This window comes from Hymenobacter convexus (assembly GCF_030580955.1).
Classification (GTDB): domain Bacteria; phylum Bacteroidota; class Bacteroidia; order Cytophagales; family Hymenobacteraceae; genus Hymenobacter.
The window spans coordinates 641,391-661,852 of record NZ_JAUQON010000003.1; the positions used below are offsets into that span (position 1 = coordinate 641,391).

General features: G+C 62.2%; 13 protein-coding genes and 1 tRNA gene. 9 read left to right on the forward strand and 5 right to left on the reverse strand.

What is annotated here, in order from left to right; genetic code table 11:
* Positions 1 to 261: 261 nt before the first annotated feature.
* From Q4S41_RS09145 to Q4S41_RS09155, 3 genes are all read left to right on the forward strand, one after another.
* Positions 262 to 633, forward strand: a complete 372-nt coding sequence (locus tag Q4S41_RS09145; protein ID WP_305030807.1) for a DoxX family protein — start codon at positions 262 to 264, stop codon at positions 631 to 633.
* Between the two features lie 151 nt (positions 634 to 784).
* Positions 785 to 2,566, forward strand: a complete 1,782-nt coding sequence (locus Q4S41_RS09150) for an ABC transporter ATP-binding protein (RefSeq protein WP_305030808.1) — start codon at positions 785 to 787, stop codon at positions 2,564 to 2,566.
* 42 nt (positions 2,567 to 2,608) lie between these two features.
* On the forward strand, positions 2,609 to 2,848 hold the full coding sequence (locus Q4S41_RS09155; RefSeq protein ID WP_305030809.1) for a hypothetical protein: 240 nt from the start codon (positions 2,609 to 2,611) through the stop codon (positions 2,846 to 2,848).
* Between the two features lies 1 nt (position 2,849).
* On the opposite strand, the gene Q4S41_RS09160 is transcribed toward Q4S41_RS09155, so the two are convergent.
* Together Q4S41_RS09160 and Q4S41_RS09165 are read right to left on the reverse strand one after the other, a co-directional pair.
* On the reverse strand, positions 2,850 to 3,680 hold the full coding sequence (locus Q4S41_RS09160; RefSeq protein ID WP_305030810.1) for a polyphosphate kinase 2 family protein: 831 nt from the start codon (positions 3,678 to 3,680) through the stop codon (positions 2,850 to 2,852).
* Between the two features lie 159 nt (positions 3,681 to 3,839).
* Complete coding sequence (locus tag Q4S41_RS09165) at positions 3,840 to 4,565, reverse strand: VIT1/CCC1 transporter family protein (protein WP_305030811.1); 726 nt, start codon at positions 4,563 to 4,565, stop codon at positions 3,840 to 3,842.
* 117 nt (positions 4,566 to 4,682) lie between these two features.
* Here Q4S41_RS09165 and Q4S41_RS09170 point away from each other — a divergent pair, with 117 nt between their 5' ends.
* Positions 4,683 to 5,369, forward strand: a complete 687-nt coding sequence (locus tag Q4S41_RS09170; RefSeq protein ID WP_305030812.1) for a Dps family protein — start codon at positions 4,683 to 4,685, stop codon at positions 5,367 to 5,369.
* Between the two features lie 161 nt (positions 5,370 to 5,530).
* Here Q4S41_RS09170 and Q4S41_RS09175 read toward each other — a convergent pair whose 3' ends face one another.
* Complete coding sequence (locus Q4S41_RS09175) at positions 5,531 to 5,995, reverse strand: low affinity iron permease family protein (protein ID WP_369811271.1); 465 nt, start codon at positions 5,993 to 5,995, stop codon at positions 5,531 to 5,533.
* A gap of 197 nt (positions 5,996 to 6,192) precedes the next feature.
* Between Q4S41_RS09175 and Q4S41_RS09180 the strand changes: the two genes are divergently transcribed.
* Positions 6,193 to 6,274, forward strand: a tRNA-Leu gene (locus Q4S41_RS09180).
* Positions 6,275 to 6,299: 25 nt separating this feature from the next.
* Here the strand turns inward: Q4S41_RS09180 and Q4S41_RS09185 are convergent.
* Entirely contained in the window at positions 6,300 to 6,512 is a 213-nt protein-coding gene (locus Q4S41_RS09185) for a hypothetical protein (RefSeq protein WP_305030813.1), read from the reverse strand.
* Between the two features lie 302 nt (positions 6,513 to 6,814).
* Here Q4S41_RS09185 and Q4S41_RS09190 point away from each other — a divergent pair, with 302 nt between their 5' ends.
* Entirely contained in the window at positions 6,815 to 8,245 is a 1,431-nt protein-coding gene (locus Q4S41_RS09190; protein WP_305030814.1) for a T9SS type A sorting domain-containing protein, read from the forward strand.
* Positions 8,246 to 8,751: 506 nt separating this feature from the next.
* Positions 8,752 to 14,154 (forward strand): T9SS type A sorting domain-containing protein, encoded by a 5,403-nt coding sequence (locus Q4S41_RS09195; RefSeq protein WP_305030815.1) that lies wholly within the window; start codon positions 8,752 to 8,754, stop codon positions 14,152 to 14,154.
* 164 nt (positions 14,155 to 14,318) lie between these two features.
* Here the strand turns inward: Q4S41_RS09195 and Q4S41_RS09200 are convergent, their stop codons facing one another.
* On the reverse strand, positions 14,319 to 15,335 hold the full coding sequence (locus tag Q4S41_RS09200) for a LacI family DNA-binding transcriptional regulator (protein ID WP_305030816.1): 1,017 nt from the start codon (positions 15,333 to 15,335) through the stop codon (positions 14,319 to 14,321).
* Between the two features lie 305 nt (positions 15,336 to 15,640).
* On the opposite strand from Q4S41_RS09200, the gene Q4S41_RS09205 reads away from it, so the two are divergent.
* Both Q4S41_RS09205 and Q4S41_RS09210 read left to right on the forward strand, forming a co-directional pair.
* Positions 15,641 to 18,844, forward strand: coding sequence for a SusC/RagA family TonB-linked outer membrane protein (locus tag Q4S41_RS09205; RefSeq protein WP_305030817.1), 3,204 nt, complete (start codon positions 15,641 to 15,643; stop codon positions 18,842 to 18,844).
* Between the two features lie 102 nt (positions 18,845 to 18,946).
* On the forward strand, positions 18,947 to 20,458 hold the full coding sequence (locus Q4S41_RS09210; protein WP_305030818.1) for a RagB/SusD family nutrient uptake outer membrane protein: 1,512 nt from the start codon (positions 18,947 to 18,949) through the stop codon (positions 20,456 to 20,458).
* Positions 20,459 to 20,462: the final 4 nt, after the last annotated feature.

The window sequence follows — 20,462 nt, forward strand, 5'->3', positions numbered from 1 at the left end:
CGCCGAAACGGGCCACATGGAGCCCTCATATTTTCGCAATCGTGGCCAACGGCAACACAATGGCCGGGCGGAGCTTCCCACTCAACCCGGTCCTTCCGGTGGCGAAACCAGAGGCGGCCGTAGTCCATCACCTACTTCACCCCACCCAGCGGGGGAGGGTGTTTTTTTATGCCGATAAAGTAATATTACACGCCAAGCGTCTGCCGACGCACCAACGGCGGCGGGCATTCCGCCACCGTCAAACCCATTCCTTTTTCTTTTATGAGCCCTTCCGTACGCAACATCATTGCCTGGATACTGCAAGCCCTGCTGGCGGCCATGTTTATCTTCTCCGGCGGCCACAAGCTGATGGACCTGGCCGGCACCGCCAAGATGTTTGAAAGCATGAGCCTGCCCGGCTGGCTGGCCACCCTCGTGGCCGTAGCCGAGCTGCTGGGCGGCATTGGGCTGCTGGTGCCGCGCACGGTACGCCCGGCCGCCCTGGGCCTCATCCTCATCATGATTGGGGCGGTGGTGATGCACGCCACCAAAATTCCCGGCGGCCTGGCCAAAGGGGTGCCGGCCATTGTGTGCCTGCTGCTACTGGTGGTGGTGCTGGTGCTGCGCAGCCGCACGGCCGTGCGCACGGTGTAGGGCACGGCTGCGTCCCTTTTCTTACCAAGCCGTCATGCAGAGCGTAGCGAAGCACGACGCTCTTTAAGATTTCTGGTTTCACCAAACCATTGCCGCCCGGCCGGGTTGCTTGCCTTCTGGCCGGCCCGGCCGGGCTACTTGTTTTGCTCTTATGAAAATCCTTTATAGCTACCTGCGCAACTACTGGCCGCTGCTGGTGCTGGCCCTGGGGCTGGCCGCCGTCAACCAAGTGTTCTCGCTGCTCGACCCGTATTTCTTTCGCAAGCTCATTGACCATTTTGCGCCCAAAGACGGGGGCTTGGGCGCCGTGCATCTGGTGCCCTTCGGCCCATTTCTGCGCGAAGCCCTGCCCTACATTGGCCTGATGCTGGGCGCGGCCATGGTGTCGCGCATTGCCAAAAACTTCCAGGATTACTACGTCAACGTCATCACCCAGCGGCTGGGCGCGAAGATGTATTCCGACGGCCTGCGCCACTCGCTGGAGCTGCCCTACCAGGTGTTTGAGGACCAACGCTCGGGCGAGACGCTGGGCAAGCTCCAGAAAGTGCGCCTCGACGTAGAAAAGCTGATTCAGGCCTTTGTAAACGTGCTGTTTACAGCACTAGTGGGCATTGTGTTCGTGATGTGGTACGCCATCACGGTGTATTGGCCCATTGCGCTGGGCTACTTTCTCACCATTCCGCTGCTGGGCATTCTGAGCTTTTTCCTGAGCAAGCGCATCAAGGTCATTCAGAAGACCATTGTGCAAGAAACCACCGCCCTAGCCGGCTCCACCACCGAAAGTCTGCGCAACATCGAACTCATCAAAAGCCTGGGCCTGGCCCAGCAGGAAACCGAGCGGCTAAACGGCATCACCGGCAAAATCCTGAAGCTGGAGCTGCGCAAGGTGCGCTACCTGCGCTCGCTGAGCTTCGTGCAGGGCACGTTTGTGAATTTGCTGCGCAACATTATTGTGCTGCTGCTGCTGTATCTGCTGGTGCAGCGGCACATCAGCCTGGGGCAGTTTTTCTCGTTCTTCATCTACTCCTTCTCCATCTTCGGGCCGCTGCAGGAGCTGGGGGCCATCATCGGTATTTACCGCGAGACGGAGATTTCGCTGGGCAACTTCCAGACGATTCTCGACACGCCCAAGGACGTGAAGCCGGCCCAGCCCAAGTCGGTGGCCCACATCGAAAACCTCGCCTTCGACCACGTCAGCTTCCAGCACCTCACTGCCAAAGGCAAGGCCCTCACCAATATTTCCTTCAGTGTCAAGCTCGGCGAGACCATTGCCTTCGTAGGCCCCTCGGGCTCGGGCAAAACCACGCTGGTGAAACTGCTGGTGGGCCTCTACCCGCCCTTGGCCGGCCAGATTCTCTACAACGGTATCCCCGGCTCGGAAATCGACCTCGATGAGCTGCGTGAGCAAATTGGCTTCGTGACGCAGGACACCCAGCTCTTTGCCGGTACCATCCGCGAAAACCTGCAGTTTGTGGCCCCCAACGCCACCGACGAGGAATGCCTAACCGCCCTGCGCCAAGCCGCGGCCGACACCCTGCTGGCCCGCGCCCCGCTGGGCCTCGACACGGTAATTGGCGAAGGCGGCGTGAAGGTGAGCGGCGGCGAAAAGCAGCGCCTCAGCATTGCCCGCGCCCTGCTGCGCAAGCCCACCCTCATGGTGTTCGACGAAGCCACCTCGGCCCTCGACTCGCTCACCGAAGAAGAAATCGGCAAGACGGTGCGCGAGCTTTCCGGCTCGCGCCAGCACATGACCATCCTCATCGCCCACCGCCTGAGCACCATCCTGCACGCCGACCGTATTTTCGTGCTCGAGCGTGGCCATATTGCCGAACACGGCCGCCACGACGAGCTGCTGGCCCAGAAAGGCCTCTACTACGCCATGTGGCGCCAGCAGATTGGCGAGCGAAAGGAGGATGCGGCGCTGGTGGCATAAGCGGCCAGCATTGCCAGCCCACCCCATTTCAACCCCAAGGCCATGAGCACCGGCTGGAAATACATGCGCGTCATTCTGGACGGCGAAAGGCACGAAATAAACGGCCTCAATATCTGGGAGCACAACTGGCAGAATACCGGCCAACGGATTACGGTCCAGGACCCGTTGTATGGGCAAACCTATTCGATGCCCATCTACGAGATTGAGGCCGGGGCCATTTGTGCCCGCTTTGCCACTACCGAATTCTCGAACGGTATCTGGGGTATTTATCAGGAAGGCTAAGCTACTTTATCACCTGCGCCTTCACATCAAAATCCGGTTGGGGCGGCTGCGGGTCCATGTCTTCGAGCGCGGCCACCACGATTTCGGTAATGGCCAGGTCGCGGGCCCACTTGTTATTGGCCGGAATGACGAACCACGGCGCCTCCCCCGACGAGCAATGCGTCATGGCGGCCTCGTAGGCCGCCTGGTAGTCGTCCCAGTAGGCGCGCTCCTTGAGGTCGTTGGGGTCGAATTTCCAGTTTTTGGCGGGGTCGTCGAGGCGGGCCTGCAGGCGCTGGGCCTGCTCCTCCTTGGAGATGTGCAGGAAAAACTTGAGGATGAGCGTGCTGCTGTTCAGCAGCAACTGCTCGAAGTTGTTGATGTCGTGGTAGTGCTGCTGGCAGGTTTTTTCGTCAATCAGCCCGTGCACGCGGGTGATGAGCACGTCCTCGTAATGCGAGCGGTTGAACACCCCAATGTGGCCCTGTTTGGGCGTCTGGGCATGGATGCGCCACAAAAAATCGTGCTTCAGCTCTTCTGTGGTGGGCGCCTTGAAAGTGGCCACCTGCACGCCGGCCGGGTTCACGCCGGTGAGCAGGTTTTCGATGGCGCCGTCCTTGCCGCCGGTGTCCATGGCCTGCAGCACAATGAGCAGGCTGCGCTTGTGCTCGGCATACAGCAGCTCCTGTAGCTCGCTCAAGCGCTTGCGCAGCTTAAGCAGGCGCGGGCCGGCTTCGTCTTTGTCATCGGGCTTGTGCTTGAAAGGCGTGATGTCGTTCGGGTCGACATCGGCCAGCTTGAAATCCTTCCCCTCGACATATACGGCGGGCGTTTTTGGGAGCTTGAACTGCATGAATACGGGAGCGTTTTTTAGGTCGAATGTGAAATACTTTTGTCATCCCGAGCCGGCGAAGGACCTTCTCACGCAACAACAGCTTGCAGTCACAGGGGCTGTTTGCTGATGTAATGGGGTCCTTCGCCAGCGCAGGATGACAAACGGGATGGATAAGCATCAGCCGCCCACCGCGCGGGCAATGCCAAAGGCCGCCGCCGCTGCCAGGGCCCCCACCACCGCCATTTTAACGGCGCCGGCCACCGGCGGCTGGCCCGTGAGGCGGCTTTTAAAGTACCCGAATACAAACAAACACACCAGCGTAATGCCCGCCGACCACGCCAGCCCCTGCGCGGGCGAGCTGGTCACAAAGTAGGCGCTGAGCGGAATCAACCCACCGATGGCGTAGGCCAGGCTGATGGTGACGGCGCTTTTGGGCGCCTGTTTGGGGTCGGGCTCTTCCAGGCCTAGCTCGTACTTCATCATGAACTTCACCCACTGCTCGGGGTCGGCGGTGAGCTCGGCCACGGCCTGCTGCCGGGTGGCTGCGGAGAGACCCATGTCGGCCAGCAGCTCGTCGACCTCGGCGCGCTCTTTGTCGGGCACTTCCTGCACTTCGCGGTGCTCGCGGCCCAGCTCCGAGGCGTAGTGCTCCACCTCGGTGCGGCCGGCCAGGTAGCCGCCCAGGCCCATGGCAATGCTGCCGGCCACAATTTCGGCCAGCCCCGCCGTGATGACCAAGCCAGACGATGTAACTGCCCCGCTCAGCCCCGCCGCCAGCGCAAACGGCACCGTGAGCCCATCCGAGAGGCCGATAACGATGTCCTGCAGCATGGCCGAGCTGCTCATGTGGGTTTCGGGATGCACGTCGTGCGGGAGTTGAGTGGTCGTCGTCGGCTCAGTCATGGGGCAAGTTTTAGGCGAGGTCACCTTAACCCGGCGGGGTGCTTTACGTACGCAGAAACAGAATTTTTCGCTGCCGGCCCGGGCCGGTTTTCTTTCATCTCACTCGTTTTCATTTTTATGGCATCCTCCGCCAAAACCGCTGCTCCCAAAGCCGCAGCCGCTAAAAAAGCTGCCCCCGCGGCCAAGAAAGCCGCACCCGCCACCGTCGGCAAAGGCGCCGGCAGCAACGCCGCCGTCGACATTCAGCCCGTCCTCAACCAGCAAAACCACGCCCCCGCGCCCACCCAGCGCTACGGCACCGTGAGCCAGCGCCTGCCCATCGGCCTCGACGAGCAAACCCGCCAAGCCAGCGTGACCGGCCTTAACCAGCTGCTGGCCGATACCATCACGCTGCGCGACATGTACAAAAAGCACCATTGGCAGGTGGTAGGCCCCACGTTCTACCAGTTGCACCTGCTCTACGACAAACATTACGAGGAACAGTCGACGCTGGTCGATGCCATTGCCGAGCGCATCCAGATTCTGGGCGGCGTGGCCGTGGCCATGGCCCACGACGTGGCCGAGCTCAGCAGCATTCCGCGCGTGCCGCGCGACCGTGAGGAAGCGCCCGTGCAGGTTTCGCGCCTGCTCGATGGCCACCAGCGCCTGCTGAAGAACTGCCACGACTACGCCGACACCGCCGATAAAAACGGCGACGACGGCACTAACGACCTCATCGTGAGCCAGCTCATTCGCACCAACGAGATGCAGGTGTGGTTCGTGTCGGAACACGTCGTGGACTCGCCGCTCATTCAGGCCCAATAAATCCCGGTGTTTTACAAACCCAAAAAGGCGGCTGCAGGTGATGCAGCCGCCTTTTTGGGCTTTAAAAACCTCCGCTCCTCGAACGCCATGTCTCGGCTACGCTCGACATGGCGTTTACTTTTACTATTGCTGCGCCGACTCAGGCCAGCTCCGCGTCGGTTTTAGTCCAAGTGAGCCGCTACTTTTTCGTTGTGGTTGTCTTCGGCTTCTTCTACCGTGTGGGTTTTGCCCAAGTCGTTGTCTTTTTTAGCCATTTCGGCCAAGGTGCAGTAGAAGTCGTGCAGTAGCCGGATTTCTTCTTCCGAAAAATCCTGGGCGTTGATGAGGCGGTTGCTGGCGCCTTTAGTGGCGGCAATCAACTCGTTTAGCTTGAGATGCAGCACCAGCGAATCCTTGTTCTGAGCCCGCTGGATGAGAAACACCATCAGAAACGTGATGACGGTGGTGCCCGTGTTGATGACCAACTGCCAGGTTTCAGAATAATGAAACAGCGGCCCGGTGAGGGCCCACACCAGCACCAGCGCGGTGGCCATCACAAAAGCCATGGTCGACCCCGAAAAAGCGGTGATGGCGCTGGCCATGCGGCCAAAAAAGGAGCCGGCGGACGAATTTTCTTTGGAATTCATAGCAAAAAAGTAAGCCGTAGGAAGAAAGTATTTCCGTTTACACTACGGATGCGAAAGGTAAAGGGCTGAATGATGGACATTTGGTGAAAAAGCGGTTTTTGGTGTTGTGTGAGCGAATTGCGCCGGCTATCTTTGCACCCGCTTCGCCACCTCAGCGACGCCGGCTTCGGCCGAATTGCCCGGTTTAGTTGCCTTTTGCGCACGTGGTGAAACTGGTAGACACGCCATCTTGAGGGGGTGGTGCCTTCGGGTGTGGGAGTTCGAATCTCCCCGCGCGCACGCAAACAGGCAAGGCCCGTTCCATTCAGTTGGAACGGGCCTTGTTGCTTTCCGGCGGGCTGAAGTACCGGCCCCGGTATCTATCGGCGGCACAAATGGCCAGCTTCAACGACAACAGCGTGGGTGCAGCCTGAAAACCTTCGATTCGCTTGAATTGAAACACCGGCTGGTGGCCCTTGCCGCGCAAATAGCCAACCTCCGCCATCCGGCATTGGACCGCATCCGGGGTCAGGGGCAAAAGGGGGGCGTGAACTGCCCGCACTGGCCTCACCTATGGGGTTGCGGTACTGCTTTAGATGTGGATTTGTGTTTTCCAAACAATCTGCTCAATAGCCGAACACGCTGCAAAACTGGTTTTTAACTGTGCTGTGCCCATTACCAAGTACCGGGAAGACCAATTTTCTACCCACAAGAATTTAATAAATCATATATAATGTAAATAATACTTGTATTAAATAAACATTAGTTTTTATTATTCGTTTTTTAACATTATATTAGTATTGTTTAAATCTAAAACGGTCTTTGTTTATTCTTACGACTATGAAAAACCTTTTAACCAACTGCGCGATGGTGGCCGTGGTCGGCCTCATCACTTCCGTGGCAGCAATGGGCCAGTGCTCGTATGTTGCGACGAGTTCCGGGGTAATGGGCGGCCTCTCCCCGACGGCTAGCTTCGATGTTGCGGGCGGTGGAACATGCGCTTCGCAGCCACGTTCCAATTCTAATGCTCAGGTTACCCTCAACACCAACTCCGAACTCACACTTAACGATGACTACGTGATAGGGAGCGGCGGCATGCTCATGATTACGACCGGCCGGCTGGTTGTGCGGGCGCACCTGACGGTGGAAGCCGACGGCCTGCTCACGGTGGGAAGCGGCGGCTCTATCGTGGTCGAGAACAGGGGCTCACTCGATATTTCGAGCCGCGGCACAGCCATTGTGCGGGATGGCGGCACCATTTCGGGCGACTATAACCTGGGCGTGGGCGACGGGACCGCCTCGCAGAAAGTGACCAACCTGCGCATTCTCTCGCCCAGCTCGATGGTAGCTGGGGTCATGCGCGTGAACAAAGCCACTATCACGGTGGAATCGGGGTCGTCGCTGACGAGCACCTGTAACACCATTTTGTATAACTCCGACATTGTGAGCGACGGCACGGTATACGTGCTGGGCAACCTGGACCTCACGCCGGGAGGCGCCAACAACACGCTCTGCGGCCAGGGCAGCGTGTCGGTGGCCGGCTGCGTGTTCGGCGGCAACGGCGCCTTCAACCACATTGCCCAGAACTGCACCAACAAAATTGGGGTGTGCGCGCTGGGCAGCACCACGGTGTGCAACATGGGCCCGGTGGCGGGCAGCAACGCCAACGAAAGAGCCTGCGATGCCCTGGTGAGCACCTGCCCCCGGCCCCTGCCGGTTGCGCTGACGCTTTTCACGGCCACTTCCACGGCCCGGCAGCAAGTGGCGCTGCACTGGGAAACGGCTTCAGAGAAAAACAGCCAAACCTTTGTAATAGAACGTTCTGCAGATGGCAAAGCCTTCCGCGATAACCGCGCGGTGGAGGGCGCCGGCACTACCCAGGCCCGCACCACCTACAATGTGGTGGATGAAAAGCCGCTGCCCGGCACGAGCTACTACCGCCTGCGACAGATTGACTTCGACAAAACGGTGATGTATTCGCCGGTGCGCATGGTGAAGCTCGGGACCAAAAACGACTTGGGCCTGGATGTGTACCCTGGCCCGGCCGCCAAGGAATGGGTGGTGAGCAGCTCCCTACCCGCCGAGTTGCTGGGCAGCCAGGATGTGGCCCTAGAGGTGTACGACGCTCTGGGCCGCGTGCAGACGGTGACGCTCACGCCAGGAAGTCAGGCCGGCCGCTGGGCCCTGGATATGAACGCCCTGCCCACGGGCGTATACGTGGTGCGACTGCTCACGAGCGCGGGCTCGTATAGCCGCCGCATCGCGCAGTAAGCGCGGTTTTATGCCACAACGGCCCCGCCGGGTACCTGCTCCAGTCAGGTGCCCGGCGGGGCTTTTTGCGCGACCATACTGCGTCGGCAGGCGGCGGGCAAATTGGACAGCTCGAATGGCGCTGAACGGGTCTGGCGAGGGTAAAGCCCACGGTTTCGGAAGGTTCGGGGAGCGGGGCGGCGGCGGGCGGGCCTCGAAATTTACCGCAAACGTTTTCGTAGATAAATCGGCGAGGCTGCTAGCTTTTCGGGAAGGGAGGCCAATACCTTTAGTGGCCTGTTCGCCTCGTTTGGCCGGATTCTGCCCGGCTTCTTTGCCCTGCCTGCGCTGCCCCTCCGCACGCCCGGCCGACCCTGGCTTTCTCAGTTTCGGCCCCTCCTACTGCTGGCTGCCGCTTTCCGCCAATTTTTTTGGTTGGGCTGGCCGGTGTGTGCCTTTGCGGGCCCAATTGGGCGCGGGCGAACGGGGCTTCTTTCCTGCTTCAAACCAACCAAACTCCCACCCGCATGAAAAAACTGTTATCGCTCCTCTTCCTGAGCTGGCTGGCCATAAGCTCCGGCCACGGCCAGGCCATTTCGCCCTACCTCGCCGGCCAGAACGCCTGGTTGCCCACGGCGCTGGGCACGCAGGTATATAACGGACAGCTCGACCGGCTGTGGCCGCTGGTGAAGCAGTCGAAGGTGAAGATGATTCGCATCGGCGGCAACGGCGTGAATTCCAACCTGGTGACCAATGCGCAGTACATCGCCCTGATTGACTCCATCCGGCGCATCGGGGCCGAGCCGATGGTGCAGGTATCCGAGGGGCGCGGGCGCTTCACGGCGGCGCAGGCGGCGCAGGTGGTGCAGCACGTCAACATCACGATGGGCCGCAACATCAAGTACTGGATTATCGGCAACGAGCCCGATTTGAACAACACCTCGCAGCCCAACCCGGTGAGCGTGGCGGGCGTGGAAACCTACATCAAGTCCTTCGCTTCGGCCATGAAAGCGGTGGACCCCACCATCCTGACGGTGGGCCCGGAAAATGCGTCCTATAACGGCTACTTCTCGGCGCTGGTGGGCGGCGCCAACGACATCACCGGCCAGGACGCCAACGGGCGCTACTACATCGACGTCATCTCCTTCCACACCTACCCCTTCAACGGCACCCAGACCCGGGCCGGCGTGGTGTCGGGCACCAACAACCTGACCACCAACGTAAATAACCTGTTGGGTTTGATGGCGGCGGCCAACACCAAGAACAACCGCACCGGCGCCAACGCCCTGCGCTGGGCCCTCACCGAGTTCAACGTGGACTATGCCAACCCCACGGCCAACACCGTGGAGGGCGTGGGCGTGCATTCTTTTCTGAACGGGCAGTTTTGGGCCGAGGTGTTTGGGGTGGGCATGAAATACGGAGCGGTTTCGATGTTGCCGTGGTCCATTCACGAGGGCAGCGGGGCGCGCGGCACCGGCGATTTGGGCTACATCGACGGCGGTACGCCCGCCACGTTCAAGCCCCGCTCGGCCTTCTGGCACGAGATGCTGGTGTCGGAAAACCTGCACGGCACCAACCTCAACGCCACCGACAACCAGGCGCTGGTGAAGGTACTCAGCAGCACCGACAACGGCACCACGGCCGTGATGCTGCTGAACGAAAGCGACGTGACGGACTACAACTTCACGGTGCAGCTGGACGGCAGCACGGTGCCCGGCACGGCGGCGCTGAAAATCAACGTGCCGGCTGGTATCAATGCCGCCTATAACGATAAAATCTACGCGCAGTCGACGCTGGTGCTGCTTTTCAACGCGCAGGGCACGCTGACGCGCAAGATTGTATACTCGCTGCAGCACGCCCAGCAGGCCCTGCCGCCCACCTACCGCAACCCCGGCTACAACGTGACGCTGGCCGACTTTTCCAGCGACAAAACCTTTAGCTGCGTGGCACCGGAGGCGGTAAATTTCACGGCCTCGGTGCTGGGCGAAGCCACTTCGCTGACTTGGGACTTTGGGGCAGGGGCCACGCCGGCTACCGGCTCCGGCCGCGGACCAATTGCGGTGACGTACGCTACGGCCGGCAACAAAACCATCTCGCTGACGCTGGTGAATGCCGACACGACGATAACCACAACCAAAGCCAACTACCTGCCCGTCAGCACCTGCATTCGGACGCCCTACCCCAGCCCCACGCCGGTAATTCCGGGCCTGGTGAAGGCCATTGAGTACGACAACGGCGGCGAAAACGTGGCCTACCACGACACCGAAGTGGCCAACCGCGGCGCCGCGGCCGACCCCAACGTGCCCCGCCCCACCGAAGGCGTGGACACGAGCAACAGCGGCGAAGGCATCGGCGAAGTGGGTTACACGGCCAGCGGCGAGTGGCTGAAATACACGGTGAACGTGCTGCGCACCGGCCTTTATCAGCTTCGGGTGCGGGTTTCGACGGGCGCGACGTCGACGGGCTCGGTGCGGCTGTCGGTGAACGACGTGGACCGCACCGGCGCGGTGGCCGTGCCGGCTACGGGCAGTTTCGGCACGTATCAGGATTTGGTTATCAACAACGTGTACTTGGAGGCTTCGCCCAACGCCACGCTCAAGTTCGACATCGTGAGCGGCGGCTTCAACTTTTCGAAGCTGACGTTTGCTGAGCAGCCCCTGACGGGCATTGTGGTGAACCGGCTCTACAACGGCAGCTCGACTTCGGACGGCTCGACCGATGCCGTGGAGTTGCTGGTGGTGCAGGACCACCTGGATATTCGCGGGCTGATAATGAAGGACTTCGAGACCAACTTGACCTCGGATACCGGCGGCAAGTACCAGTTCAAAGACGTGGCTTTGTGGAAGGATTTGCGCGTGGGCACCACCATCGTGCTGCGTCGCCTCACGTCCGGCATCAGCGGCTACGTGGAGGACACCGACCCGAGCGACTTCAAAATCGACCTACTGATGGAAAACGCCACTTACCTGGACGCGCTGGCGCCCAGCGGCCAGAACTTCAACCTGACCCAAACCGACATGGTGCTGCTGAAAACCGGCACCGCCAGCGGCACCGACAACCCCGTGCACGCCTTCGCCACCAACGCCACGGGCCTGGCCTTCTACACCGCCGTGACCAGCCCGAAGCTGCTGGCCTCCAACCTGGGCACGGGCTTCATGGCCTACCCCACCAACCCGGCCCAGAGCACGGCCGACTACAACGGCAGCAACGCGGCCACTTCCAGCAGCACCAGCCGCAACTGGGGCGACGGCTTCGGCACGCCCAACATCGCCTACATCCAGAGTTTGCGCGGGCAGGCCGTCACGCCGCCGACCATCGTGGTGAACCGGATTTACAACGGCTCGAACGACGGCACCGGCAACCTCGATGCCGTGGAGCTGCTGGTGGTGCAGGACCACCTGGACGTGCGCGGCATGATTGTGAAGGACTTTGAAAGCAACGGCACGGCCGACACCGGCGGCAAGTACCAGTTCACGAACAACGCCTTCTGGTCGGATTTGCGCAGCGGCACCACCATTGTGCTGCGCCAGCTGGCCGGCCCCGCCGGCTACGCGCCCGACTACGACGCTTCGGATTTCACCCTGGATTTCCTGCTGGGCAACACCACTTACCTCACCAATGTGGGCGGCACCAACATCTTCAACATCACGCAGTATGATATGGTGATGGTGAAAGCCGCCGGCTCGCCGGCCGCGGGCGTGACCGGGGCCATCCACACGTTTGCCACGCACCTGGCGCTGGGCGGTTCGGTGGCCGCGGGCACCACGGCCAACTACACGGCCACCCCCAACTACAAAATGGCCGCGCCGGACCTAGACAACGGCGGCAGCCCGAGCAAGTTCGTTTACCCGCTGAACCCGACCCAGACCCTGGCCGACTACAACGGTACCGGCAAAGCCAACTCCTCGGGCAGCACAGCCCTGAACTGGGGCTACGGTTTCGGCACGCCCAACGTGACCTACATCCAGAGCCTGCGCAACGCCGTGACGGGCCCCGATTTAGTGGTGGCAAACGGCCAGAACATGCCCGCCGGCGGCGCCTACAACAGCATCACGGTGCAGAACGGCGGCACCCTCACCCCGCAGCTGCCCACCACGACTGCCACCACCGTGCGCGTGCTCACGGGCGGCAAGCTCATCAGCAACTGCCAGACGCTAAGCGGCACGGGCAGCTTCGAGCTGCAGGCCGGCGCCGAGCTGCAAATCTGCGACCCGGCCGGCATTGCGGCCACCGGGGCCACGGGCGCCATCCAGTTGGCCGGCCCCCGCAGCTTCTCTACAGATGCCGTCTATACCTACAACGGCACTGCTCCCCAGACCACCGGCGCCGGCCTGCCCGCCACCGTGCGCGGCCTGACGGTGAACAGCACCGCCCCCCTCGCCACCGACCGTACCCTCACCCTGAGCCAGCCCGTGAGCGTGGCCCAGGTGGCCCGCCTCCAAAGCGGCAACCTAAACACCGGCGGCCAGTCATTTACGCTGCTGTCATCGACGGCTGGCACGGCTTTGCTCGACAATACCGGCGGCGTGGTGAACGGCGCGGGCACCATGCAACGCGCCATCACCAGCACCGTGACGGGCCCGGCTTACCGCCACTTCAGCTCACCGGTGGCCGGTGCGCCGTTGAGCAGCCTGACCACAGCGGGCTTCACGCCTACGTTCAATACTGCGTATAACAGCAGCGCCACGCCTGGCGCGGTAGCGCCTTTTCCCACGGTGTTTGGCTACGATGAAAGCCGGCTGGCTACCGTCGCGTCTAACTATAGCGCTTTCGATAAAGGCTGGTACTCACCCACGGCCGATACGGATGTGATGCAGCCCACGCGCGGCTACACCGCGAATGCGCCCGCCTCCGCCGCGCCCGTGGCCTTCACCGGCACCTTCAACAACGCCACCCAGAACTCCGGCGCGCTTAGCCGGGGCACCGATGCCGACGCCGGCTGGCAGCTGCTGGGGAACCCCTACCCCGCCCCGCTGGACTGGAACACCGTGACCCCGGCCCAACGCCCGGGCATGGACGCCGCCATGTACGTGTACCAAAGCACCGGTCAGTACGCCGGCACCTACCGCACCTACGCCAACGGCGTGGGCGCCTCCCCGCTGGTGGTGGCTGGCTCAGGCTACTTCGCCCGCGTTTCGGCTGCCGGCACGCCCGGCGCCGTGAACCTGACCAACGCCAACCGCGTCACCACCTTCGGCACCCAGCCCGCCTTCGGGCGCGGCACAAATGATATTCGGCCGCAGTTACGCCTCACCCTAAGTGGCGCCGGGCTGCAGGACGATGCTTACCTATACTTCGAGCAGGGCGCTACGGCCGGCGTTGATGCCGAATTCGATGCTGCCAAGCTGTCTAACCCCACCGGGCTGAACCTAGCTTCGCTAACTGGGAATATGCCACTGGCCATTAATGCACTGGCTCCGCTGGGCGCAGTCGAGGTAGTGGTACCGCTGAGCGTGCGCGTACCGCATGGTGGCACCTTTGCGCTGGAAGTGGCCGATATGAGCAGCTTTGGCTCGGTGCGCGTGTACCTGCGCGATGCGCTGACGGGTACGCAGCAGGCCCTGACGACGGGCAGCCGCTACCCGTTTGCGCTAGACACCACCACGGCCGGCAACGGGCGTTTCAGCCTGGCATTCCGCCCGGCAGCCGTCACGGCTACCCGGGCGGAGCTTACAGCTGCTGCGGTGAGCCTTTACCCCAACCCGGCGCACGGCAGCTTCACGGTGCTGCTGCCGCCGCTGGTGGGCCAGTCGGGGGTGCGCGCTACGTTGCTCAACGCGCTGGGCCAGCAGGTGCAGGCCCGCAACATTGGCCTGACGGCGGCCGGCGCCACGGCGGAGTTCAACACTTCGAACCTGGCGGCGGGTGTGTATGTGCTGCGCTTGCAGGCCGATAGCCAGGTGCTGACCAAGCGCGTGGTAGTGGAGTAGGTGGTTAAAAAATGTCATGTCGAGCGCAGCCGAGACATCTCGCGTGCCGAAGTAATCAAATCAATTGAGTTACTACCACACGCGGGATGTCTCGGCTGCGCTCGACATGACGTTCTGATATTCATAGAAAGGCCCCGAAACGATGTTTCGGGGCCTTTCTCGTTTCAATTACTTGCTGTGGACCTTCGCTGAAACAATTCCGAATTCAGCACCAGGCTTTGGCTGGGCAGGATGTCCTTCTTCTTCTCCACGGCCCGGATGAGGATTTTGGCGGCTTCGCGGCCGATGTCGTAGGCTGGCTGGGTGATGGTGGAGAGCGGTGGGTCGAGCAGGGAGGCGGCTTCCAGGTTCGAGAAGCCGATGATTTTAATGTCCTCGGGAATGCGGCGGCCCAGTTCCTTACACACGTGATAGGCGCTGATGGCCAAGCGCTCAACCGAGGCGAAGATGCCGTCGATATCGGGCCGGCGCTGTAGCAACTCGCGGATGAGGGCCACATTCTGCTCGTTGTCCATCACGCCGTTTAGCACCAGGTCGGGGTCGGGCGTGAGGCCGTGGGCGGTGAGGGCGTCGAGGTAGCCCTGCTGGCGGAACTGGCCGATGGACAGGTTGTTGGAAATGAGCAGGTGCGCAATGGTGCGGCAGCCGGCTTGCAGCAGGTGCTCGGTAGCTTGGTAGCCGCTTTCGTAGTCGTTGGTGGTGACTTTGGCGGTGGCCACTTCGGCGCACACGCGGTCGAAAAACACGATGGGCAGATTGGTGTCCTTCAGGCTTTTGATGTGGGCAAAATCCTCGGTGCCGCTGGCCACCGACATGAGCAGACCGTCGACGCGGCCGCCCTTGAGGTGCTGCACAATGGCCACTTCGCGGGCGTAATCGTCGTGGGTGAGGTAGATGAGGACGTGGTAGCCGCTTTGGCGGGCGGCCTCCTCAATGCCGTTGATGGCGAGGGCAAAAAAGTGGTTCGCCACCTTCGGAATGACCACGCCGATGGTCTTGCTCACGTTGCGGCGCAGGCTGCTGGCGTAGGCGTTGGGCTCGTAGTTGAGGGCCGTGGCCAAGGCCCGCACCCGGACTTTAGTGGCTTCTGAAACTTCGTGGCTATCTCGTAACGCCCTGGAAACCGTGGCGATAGATAGGTGGAGTTGCTCGGCCAGCGACTTGAGGTTCACGGGCGTCATGGCAGGAAATGGGGGATGTTGGCGGGTGAAAAAGGCAATTTTCTATAAGCATTGGCTAATGCCCAATACATACAAACCTAACGGTTAGGAGCCGGAAAACCGCCGTTTTGGCGAGGCCGACTGAAAACGTTTGCGTAAATAAAGGCCTGTGGTTTAGGTGCAATCGGCCGGAAGAATCCGGTACTTCGCAGGGCAGTCGAGGGGGTAAGTCCCCACTGACCCCGCTGGAGGGCCCGTAGCGGCCCCATCCTACCGCCGGCAGCGGCCCGCTGCGTTCCCACCAACGTCACCAACCCCACCCACTCATGACGGACATTTTACGACCCGATTTTCGGCGCTACCTGCGGCCCCTGGTGCTGCTGCCCGCGCTGAGCCTGGGCCTGAGCGCCCCCACTTTCGCCTTCGTGCACCCGGCCGCTGCGCCGAGCGGCGTGAAAGCCGACATTACCATCAGCGGCCGCGTGGTGGACGAAAAAGGCGCGGGCCTGCCCGGCGTCAACGTCATCGTGAAAGGCACCACCAACGGCGCCCAGACCGACGCCGAAGGCCGCTACACCATCAAAGCGCCCAGCGACGCGACGCTGATTTTCACCTTCGTGGGCTACCTCAGCAAGGAAGAGGCCGTGGGCGGCCGCACGTCCATCAACGCCTCGCTGGCGCCCGACTCGAAGGCGCTGGAGGAAGTGGTGGTGGTGGGCTACGGTGTGCAGGAGAAAAAGCTGCTGGCCACGTCCATTTCCTCGATTTCGGCCAAGCAGGTGGAATTGATTCCGGTGGCTTCCCCATCCGAGGCCCTGGTGGGCCTGGTGGCCGGCGCCCAGATTACCGAGCCCTCGGGCGAGCCCGGCCAGGGCGCGGTGATTCGCGTGCGCGGCCTGGGCTCGATTTCGGCCGGCAACTCGCCGCTGTACGTGGTGGACGGCTACCCGCTGAACAGCGCCGACAGCTACAACCAGATTGCCCCGGCTGATATTCAGAGCATTCAGATTCTGAAAGATGCGGCGGCCTGCGCCATCTACGGCTCGCGCGGCGGCAACGGCATCGTGATTGTGACCACCAAGCGCGGCCGCAACGACGGCAAGACGCGCTTCAACTTCACGGCCAACGCCGGCGTGGTGGAAGTGGCCAAAAAAGTGAATTTGATGAACCGCGACCAGTACCTGGAGTACGTGCGCGAGTCGTACACGAACGGGGCCCGCACCCTGCCGGCCACGCTGGCAGTGGGCGCGCCCGAGCTGCCCAACACCGACTGGCAGAACGAGATTTTCGGCACCGGCTCGCAGCAGCAGTACCAGCTGTCGGCCACGGGCGGCACCAATGCGTCGCGCTTCTACATTTCGGGCAGCTACTTCAAGCAAACCGGCGTGATTAAGAACACGGGCTACGACCGGTTTGCCCTGCGCGCCAACTACGACGCACAGCTCAGCCCCAAGCTGAAGCTGGGTCTGAGCTTGTCGCCCAACTTCACGCGCACCGACGTGAAGCCGATTTCGGGCAGCTACAACGGCGGCAATATTGCCGGCGGCGGCCCGGGCGGCGAAACGGCCATCGTGACGGCGGCCCTGATTCTGCCGCCTATCGTGCCGGTGCGGCTGGCCAACGGCGACTACGGCGCCATCCGCAACTCGGGCTCGGGCATCACCACGCCCGGCGACCTGCTGAACCCGGTGGCCACCATCGACCTATACAAGGACCGCACCACCGCGGTGCGGGCCCTGGGCTCGACGTTCCTGGATTTTGAAATCATTAAGGGCCTGAACCTGCGCACCAACTTTGGCGCCGAGCTGCTCAATAGCCGCCGCGCCATCTACGTGCCGGCCACGCTGGGCACGGTGAACAACGCGGGCGCCAATATTTCGACGCCCATCCTCAACAACATCGACGCGCGCCAAACCAACGGCACCAACCTGAACTGGGTGTGGGAAAACACGGCCACCTACAACCGCACCTTCGGCACCGACCACAACCTGACCCTGCTGGCCGGCTACTCGGCCCAATACAACCAAAACGAGGGCAGCACCGTGCTGGGCCAGACCGGCACCTACACCACCCCCGACATTCAGTACGCCACGGGCGCCGGGCAGCTGTTTGGCCAGGCCAACTACGCGGCCAGCTCGCTGACCTCGCTGTTTGGCCGCCTCGACTACGCCTTCAAGGAGCGCTACATTCTGACGGCCGCGCTGCGCACCGACGGTTCGTCGCGCTTCGGCCCCGACAACCGCTACGCCACCTTCCCCTCGGTGGCCCTGGCCTGGCGTGCCGGCGAGGAAACCTTTATCAAAGGCATCGCGGCCATTTCGGAGCTGAAGTTCCGCGCCTCCTACGGCGTGACGGGCAACAACAACATCGGCGACTACAACTACCAGAGCTACCAGACGGCCGCCAACTACGTGTTTGGCACCGGCAACGGCGTGCGCAACTTCGGCTTCTCGCCCAACGGCCTAGCCCTGCGCAACCTGGGCTGGGAAACCAATACCCAGTTTGACGGCGGCTTCGACCTCGGCCTGTTCCGCGACCGCATTTACCTGACGGTGGCCGCCTACCAGCGCAACACCACCGACCTGCTGCTGAACCGCAACATTCCGTCCATCCTCGGCTACTCGTCGCGGGCGCTGGCCAACGTGGGCGAGGTGCGTAACCGCGGCCTGGAATTCCAGCTGAACACGGCCAACATCGTGAAGGGTGATTTCACCTGGAACACCTCGGCCAACCTGTCGCTGAACCGCAACCAGGTGCTGGCCCTCTCGGGCGAGAACGAGCAGATTACGTTTGACGCCGTGTTTGGCTACACCAGCTCCATCCGGGTGGTGCCGGGCCAGCCGCTGGGCGTGTTCTACGGCTACCAGCAGGAGGGCATCTACCGCGACCAGGCCGACGTGGACGCCAGCCCCAAGTGGACGGGCAGCAACCTGGCCGTGAAGCCGGGCGACTTCAAGTTCAAGGACGTGAACGGCGACGGCCAGATTAACACCCTCGACGTGGGCGTCATCGGCAACCCCTTCCCGAAATTCACCTACGGCCTGCAAAACACCTTCGGCTACAAAGATTTGTCGCTGGCCGTGACGTTGCAGGGCTCGCAAGGCAACGACGTGCTGTATGCCGGCGACCGGTACACCTTCAACGCCCCCGGCGCCACCAACGGCCGCGTGGAGCTGACCAACCGCTGGCGCAGCCCCGACAACCCCGGCGACGGCAAAACCCCCTACGCCACCACCGCCACTTCGCTGCGCACCCAGTTCAACTCCTACTTTATTCAGGACGGCTCCTTCCTGCGCATCCGCAACGTGACCTTGCGCTACAACCTGCCCGTGGGCTGGGCCAAAACGGCTGGCCTGCAGAGCGCCGGCATCTACACTTCGGTGCAGAACCTCTACACCTTCACCAAGTACGTGGGCTATAACCCCGAAGCCAACAACTACGGCAACACCACCAACCCCACCTACGGCGTGGACCAGGGCTCGTACCCGATGAACCGCACCATCACGCTGGGCCTGCAGGTCGGCTTCTAGTTCGTTGTCAGTTGCTGGCTGTCAATTGTTAGTTCCGATAGAGCCTGACAACTGACAACCAGCAACTAACAACTATCAACCCTCAACTGAATCATCCCCACCATGACTTTCAATAAATTTTTCTCGGGAGCCGCCGTGGCCGCGTTTCTGGGCCTGGGCACGCTGGGCACCACCTCGTGCCAGAAGGACTTCATCGAGCTGAACGACCCGACGCGCATTCCCACCACCGAGAGCTACAAAGACTCGCTGAGCATCCTGAACGGGGTGACGGCGGCTTACGCCTCGCTGCAGGATTTGTACGGCCGCTCGGGTGGGCCGCGCGGCATTTTCATCTTCGGCGAAATCCCGTCCGATAACAGCTACACCGTGACCTCGGGCGAGCGCCTGAACGAGTTCAACGACTTCTCGCTCTTCAGCGACAACCCCAACCTACAGAGCTACTGGCTGTCGTCGTACCGCGCCATTGCGCGCTGCAACATCATCCTCAGCCGCGCCGCCGGCGTGAAGCTGACCGATGCCACCCGCAACCGCTACTACGCCGAGGTGCGCTTCATCCGGGCCCTCACCTACTTCAACGCCGTGCGCATCTGGGGCGCCGTGCCGCTCGTGACGCAGGAGCTGATGGCCATTCCCGATGCCTACCAGTACGGCCGGGCGCCCGTGGCCGATGTGTATGCGCAGATTGAACAGGACCTGACGTTTGCCGAAAACAACCTGCCCGTGACGCAAAGCGGCATCAACCTGGGCCGCGCCACCAAAGGCGCCGCCACCGCGCTGTTTGGCAAGGTGCTGCTCACGCAGAAGAAGTACCAGGCGGCGGCCGACAAGCTCGCGCCCCTGGCCACCGGCTCGACCTACGCCCTGCAGGCCACCTACGCCAACATCTTCGCCACCAACAACGAGATGAACAGCGAAATCATCTTCGCGGCGCGCTACACCAAGGGCACGCTGGGGCTGGGCAGCGCCTTCACCACGTGGTTTATGCCCGCCTACGGCACCACCCAGTCGACGGCTCTGCTGGGCGCGGCCTTCACCGGCCAACAGTTCAACACCGTGGACCCCGACCTGATTGCGGCCTTCACGGCCAGCGGCACCACCGATGTGCGCGCCGCCACCTCGTACGTGCTGCCGGCCGGCGCCGCCACCACGCTGGGCTACTACACCAAGAAATACATCGACACGCCCACCAGCGCCACCGATGCCGAAAACGACTGGATTGTGCTGCGCCACGCCGACCTGCTGCTGATGTACGCCGAAGCCGTGAACGAAGCCAGCGGCCCCAGCCCCGCCGCCCTCACGGCCGTCAACCAGGTTATTCGCCGCTCGCGCAATCTGCCCGTGGCCACGGCCAACGCCACCGTCGACCTGCCCGCCACCACCACCCAAACGGTGTTGCGCGACCGCCTGGAGCTGGAGCGCCGCCTGGAGCTGAGCTTCGAAGGCCACCGCTGGTTCGATTTGGTGCGCACCGGCCGCGCCATCGCGGTGATGAACGCCTTCTTTGCCCGCGCCAACTCCACCGTGCGCATCACCACCGACAACCTGCTCTTCCCCATTCCGGTGCAGGAAATCCAAACCAACCCGATTCTGACCCAGAACCCCGGCTACAAATAGCGAT

Bases quoted from the DNA above. Each gene is read 5' to 3' on its own strand.
- Q4S41_RS09145 (WP_305030807.1), top strand. From the start codon at position 262: ATGAGCCCTTCCGTACGCAACATCATTGCCTGGATACTGCAAGCCCTG.
- Q4S41_RS09150 (WP_305030808.1), top strand. From the start codon at position 785: ATGAAAATCCTTTATAGCTACCTGCGCAACTACTGGCCGCTGCTGGTG.
- Q4S41_RS09155 (WP_305030809.1), top strand. From the start codon at position 2,609: ATGAGCACCGGCTGGAAATACATGCGCGTCATTCTGGACGGCGAAAGG.
- Q4S41_RS09160 (WP_305030810.1), bottom strand. From the start codon at position 3,680: ATGCAGTTCAAGCTCCCAAAAACGCCCGCCGTATATGTCGAGGGGAAG.
- Q4S41_RS09165 (WP_305030811.1), bottom strand. From the start codon at position 4,565: ATGACTGAGCCGACGACGACCACTCAACTCCCGCACGACGTGCATCCC.
- Q4S41_RS09170 (WP_305030812.1), top strand. From the start codon at position 4,683: ATGGCATCCTCCGCCAAAACCGCTGCTCCCAAAGCCGCAGCCGCTAAA.
- Q4S41_RS09175 (WP_369811271.1), bottom strand. From the start codon at position 5,995: ATGAATTCCAAAGAAAATTCGTCCGCCGGCTCCTTTTTTGGCCGCATG.
- Q4S41_RS09190 (WP_305030814.1), top strand. From the start codon at position 6,815: ATGAAAAACCTTTTAACCAACTGCGCGATGGTGGCCGTGGTCGGCCTC.
- Q4S41_RS09195 (WP_305030815.1), top strand. From the start codon at position 8,752: ATGAAAAAACTGTTATCGCTCCTCTTCCTGAGCTGGCTGGCCATAAGC.
- Q4S41_RS09200 (WP_305030816.1), bottom strand. From the start codon at position 15,335: ATGACGCCCGTGAACCTCAAGTCGCTGGCCGAGCAACTCCACCTATCT.
- Q4S41_RS09205 (WP_305030817.1), top strand. From the start codon at position 15,641: ATGACGGACATTTTACGACCCGATTTTCGGCGCTACCTGCGGCCCCTG.
- Q4S41_RS09210 (WP_305030818.1), top strand. From the start codon at position 18,947: ATGACTTTCAATAAATTTTTCTCGGGAGCCGCCGTGGCCGCGTTTCTG.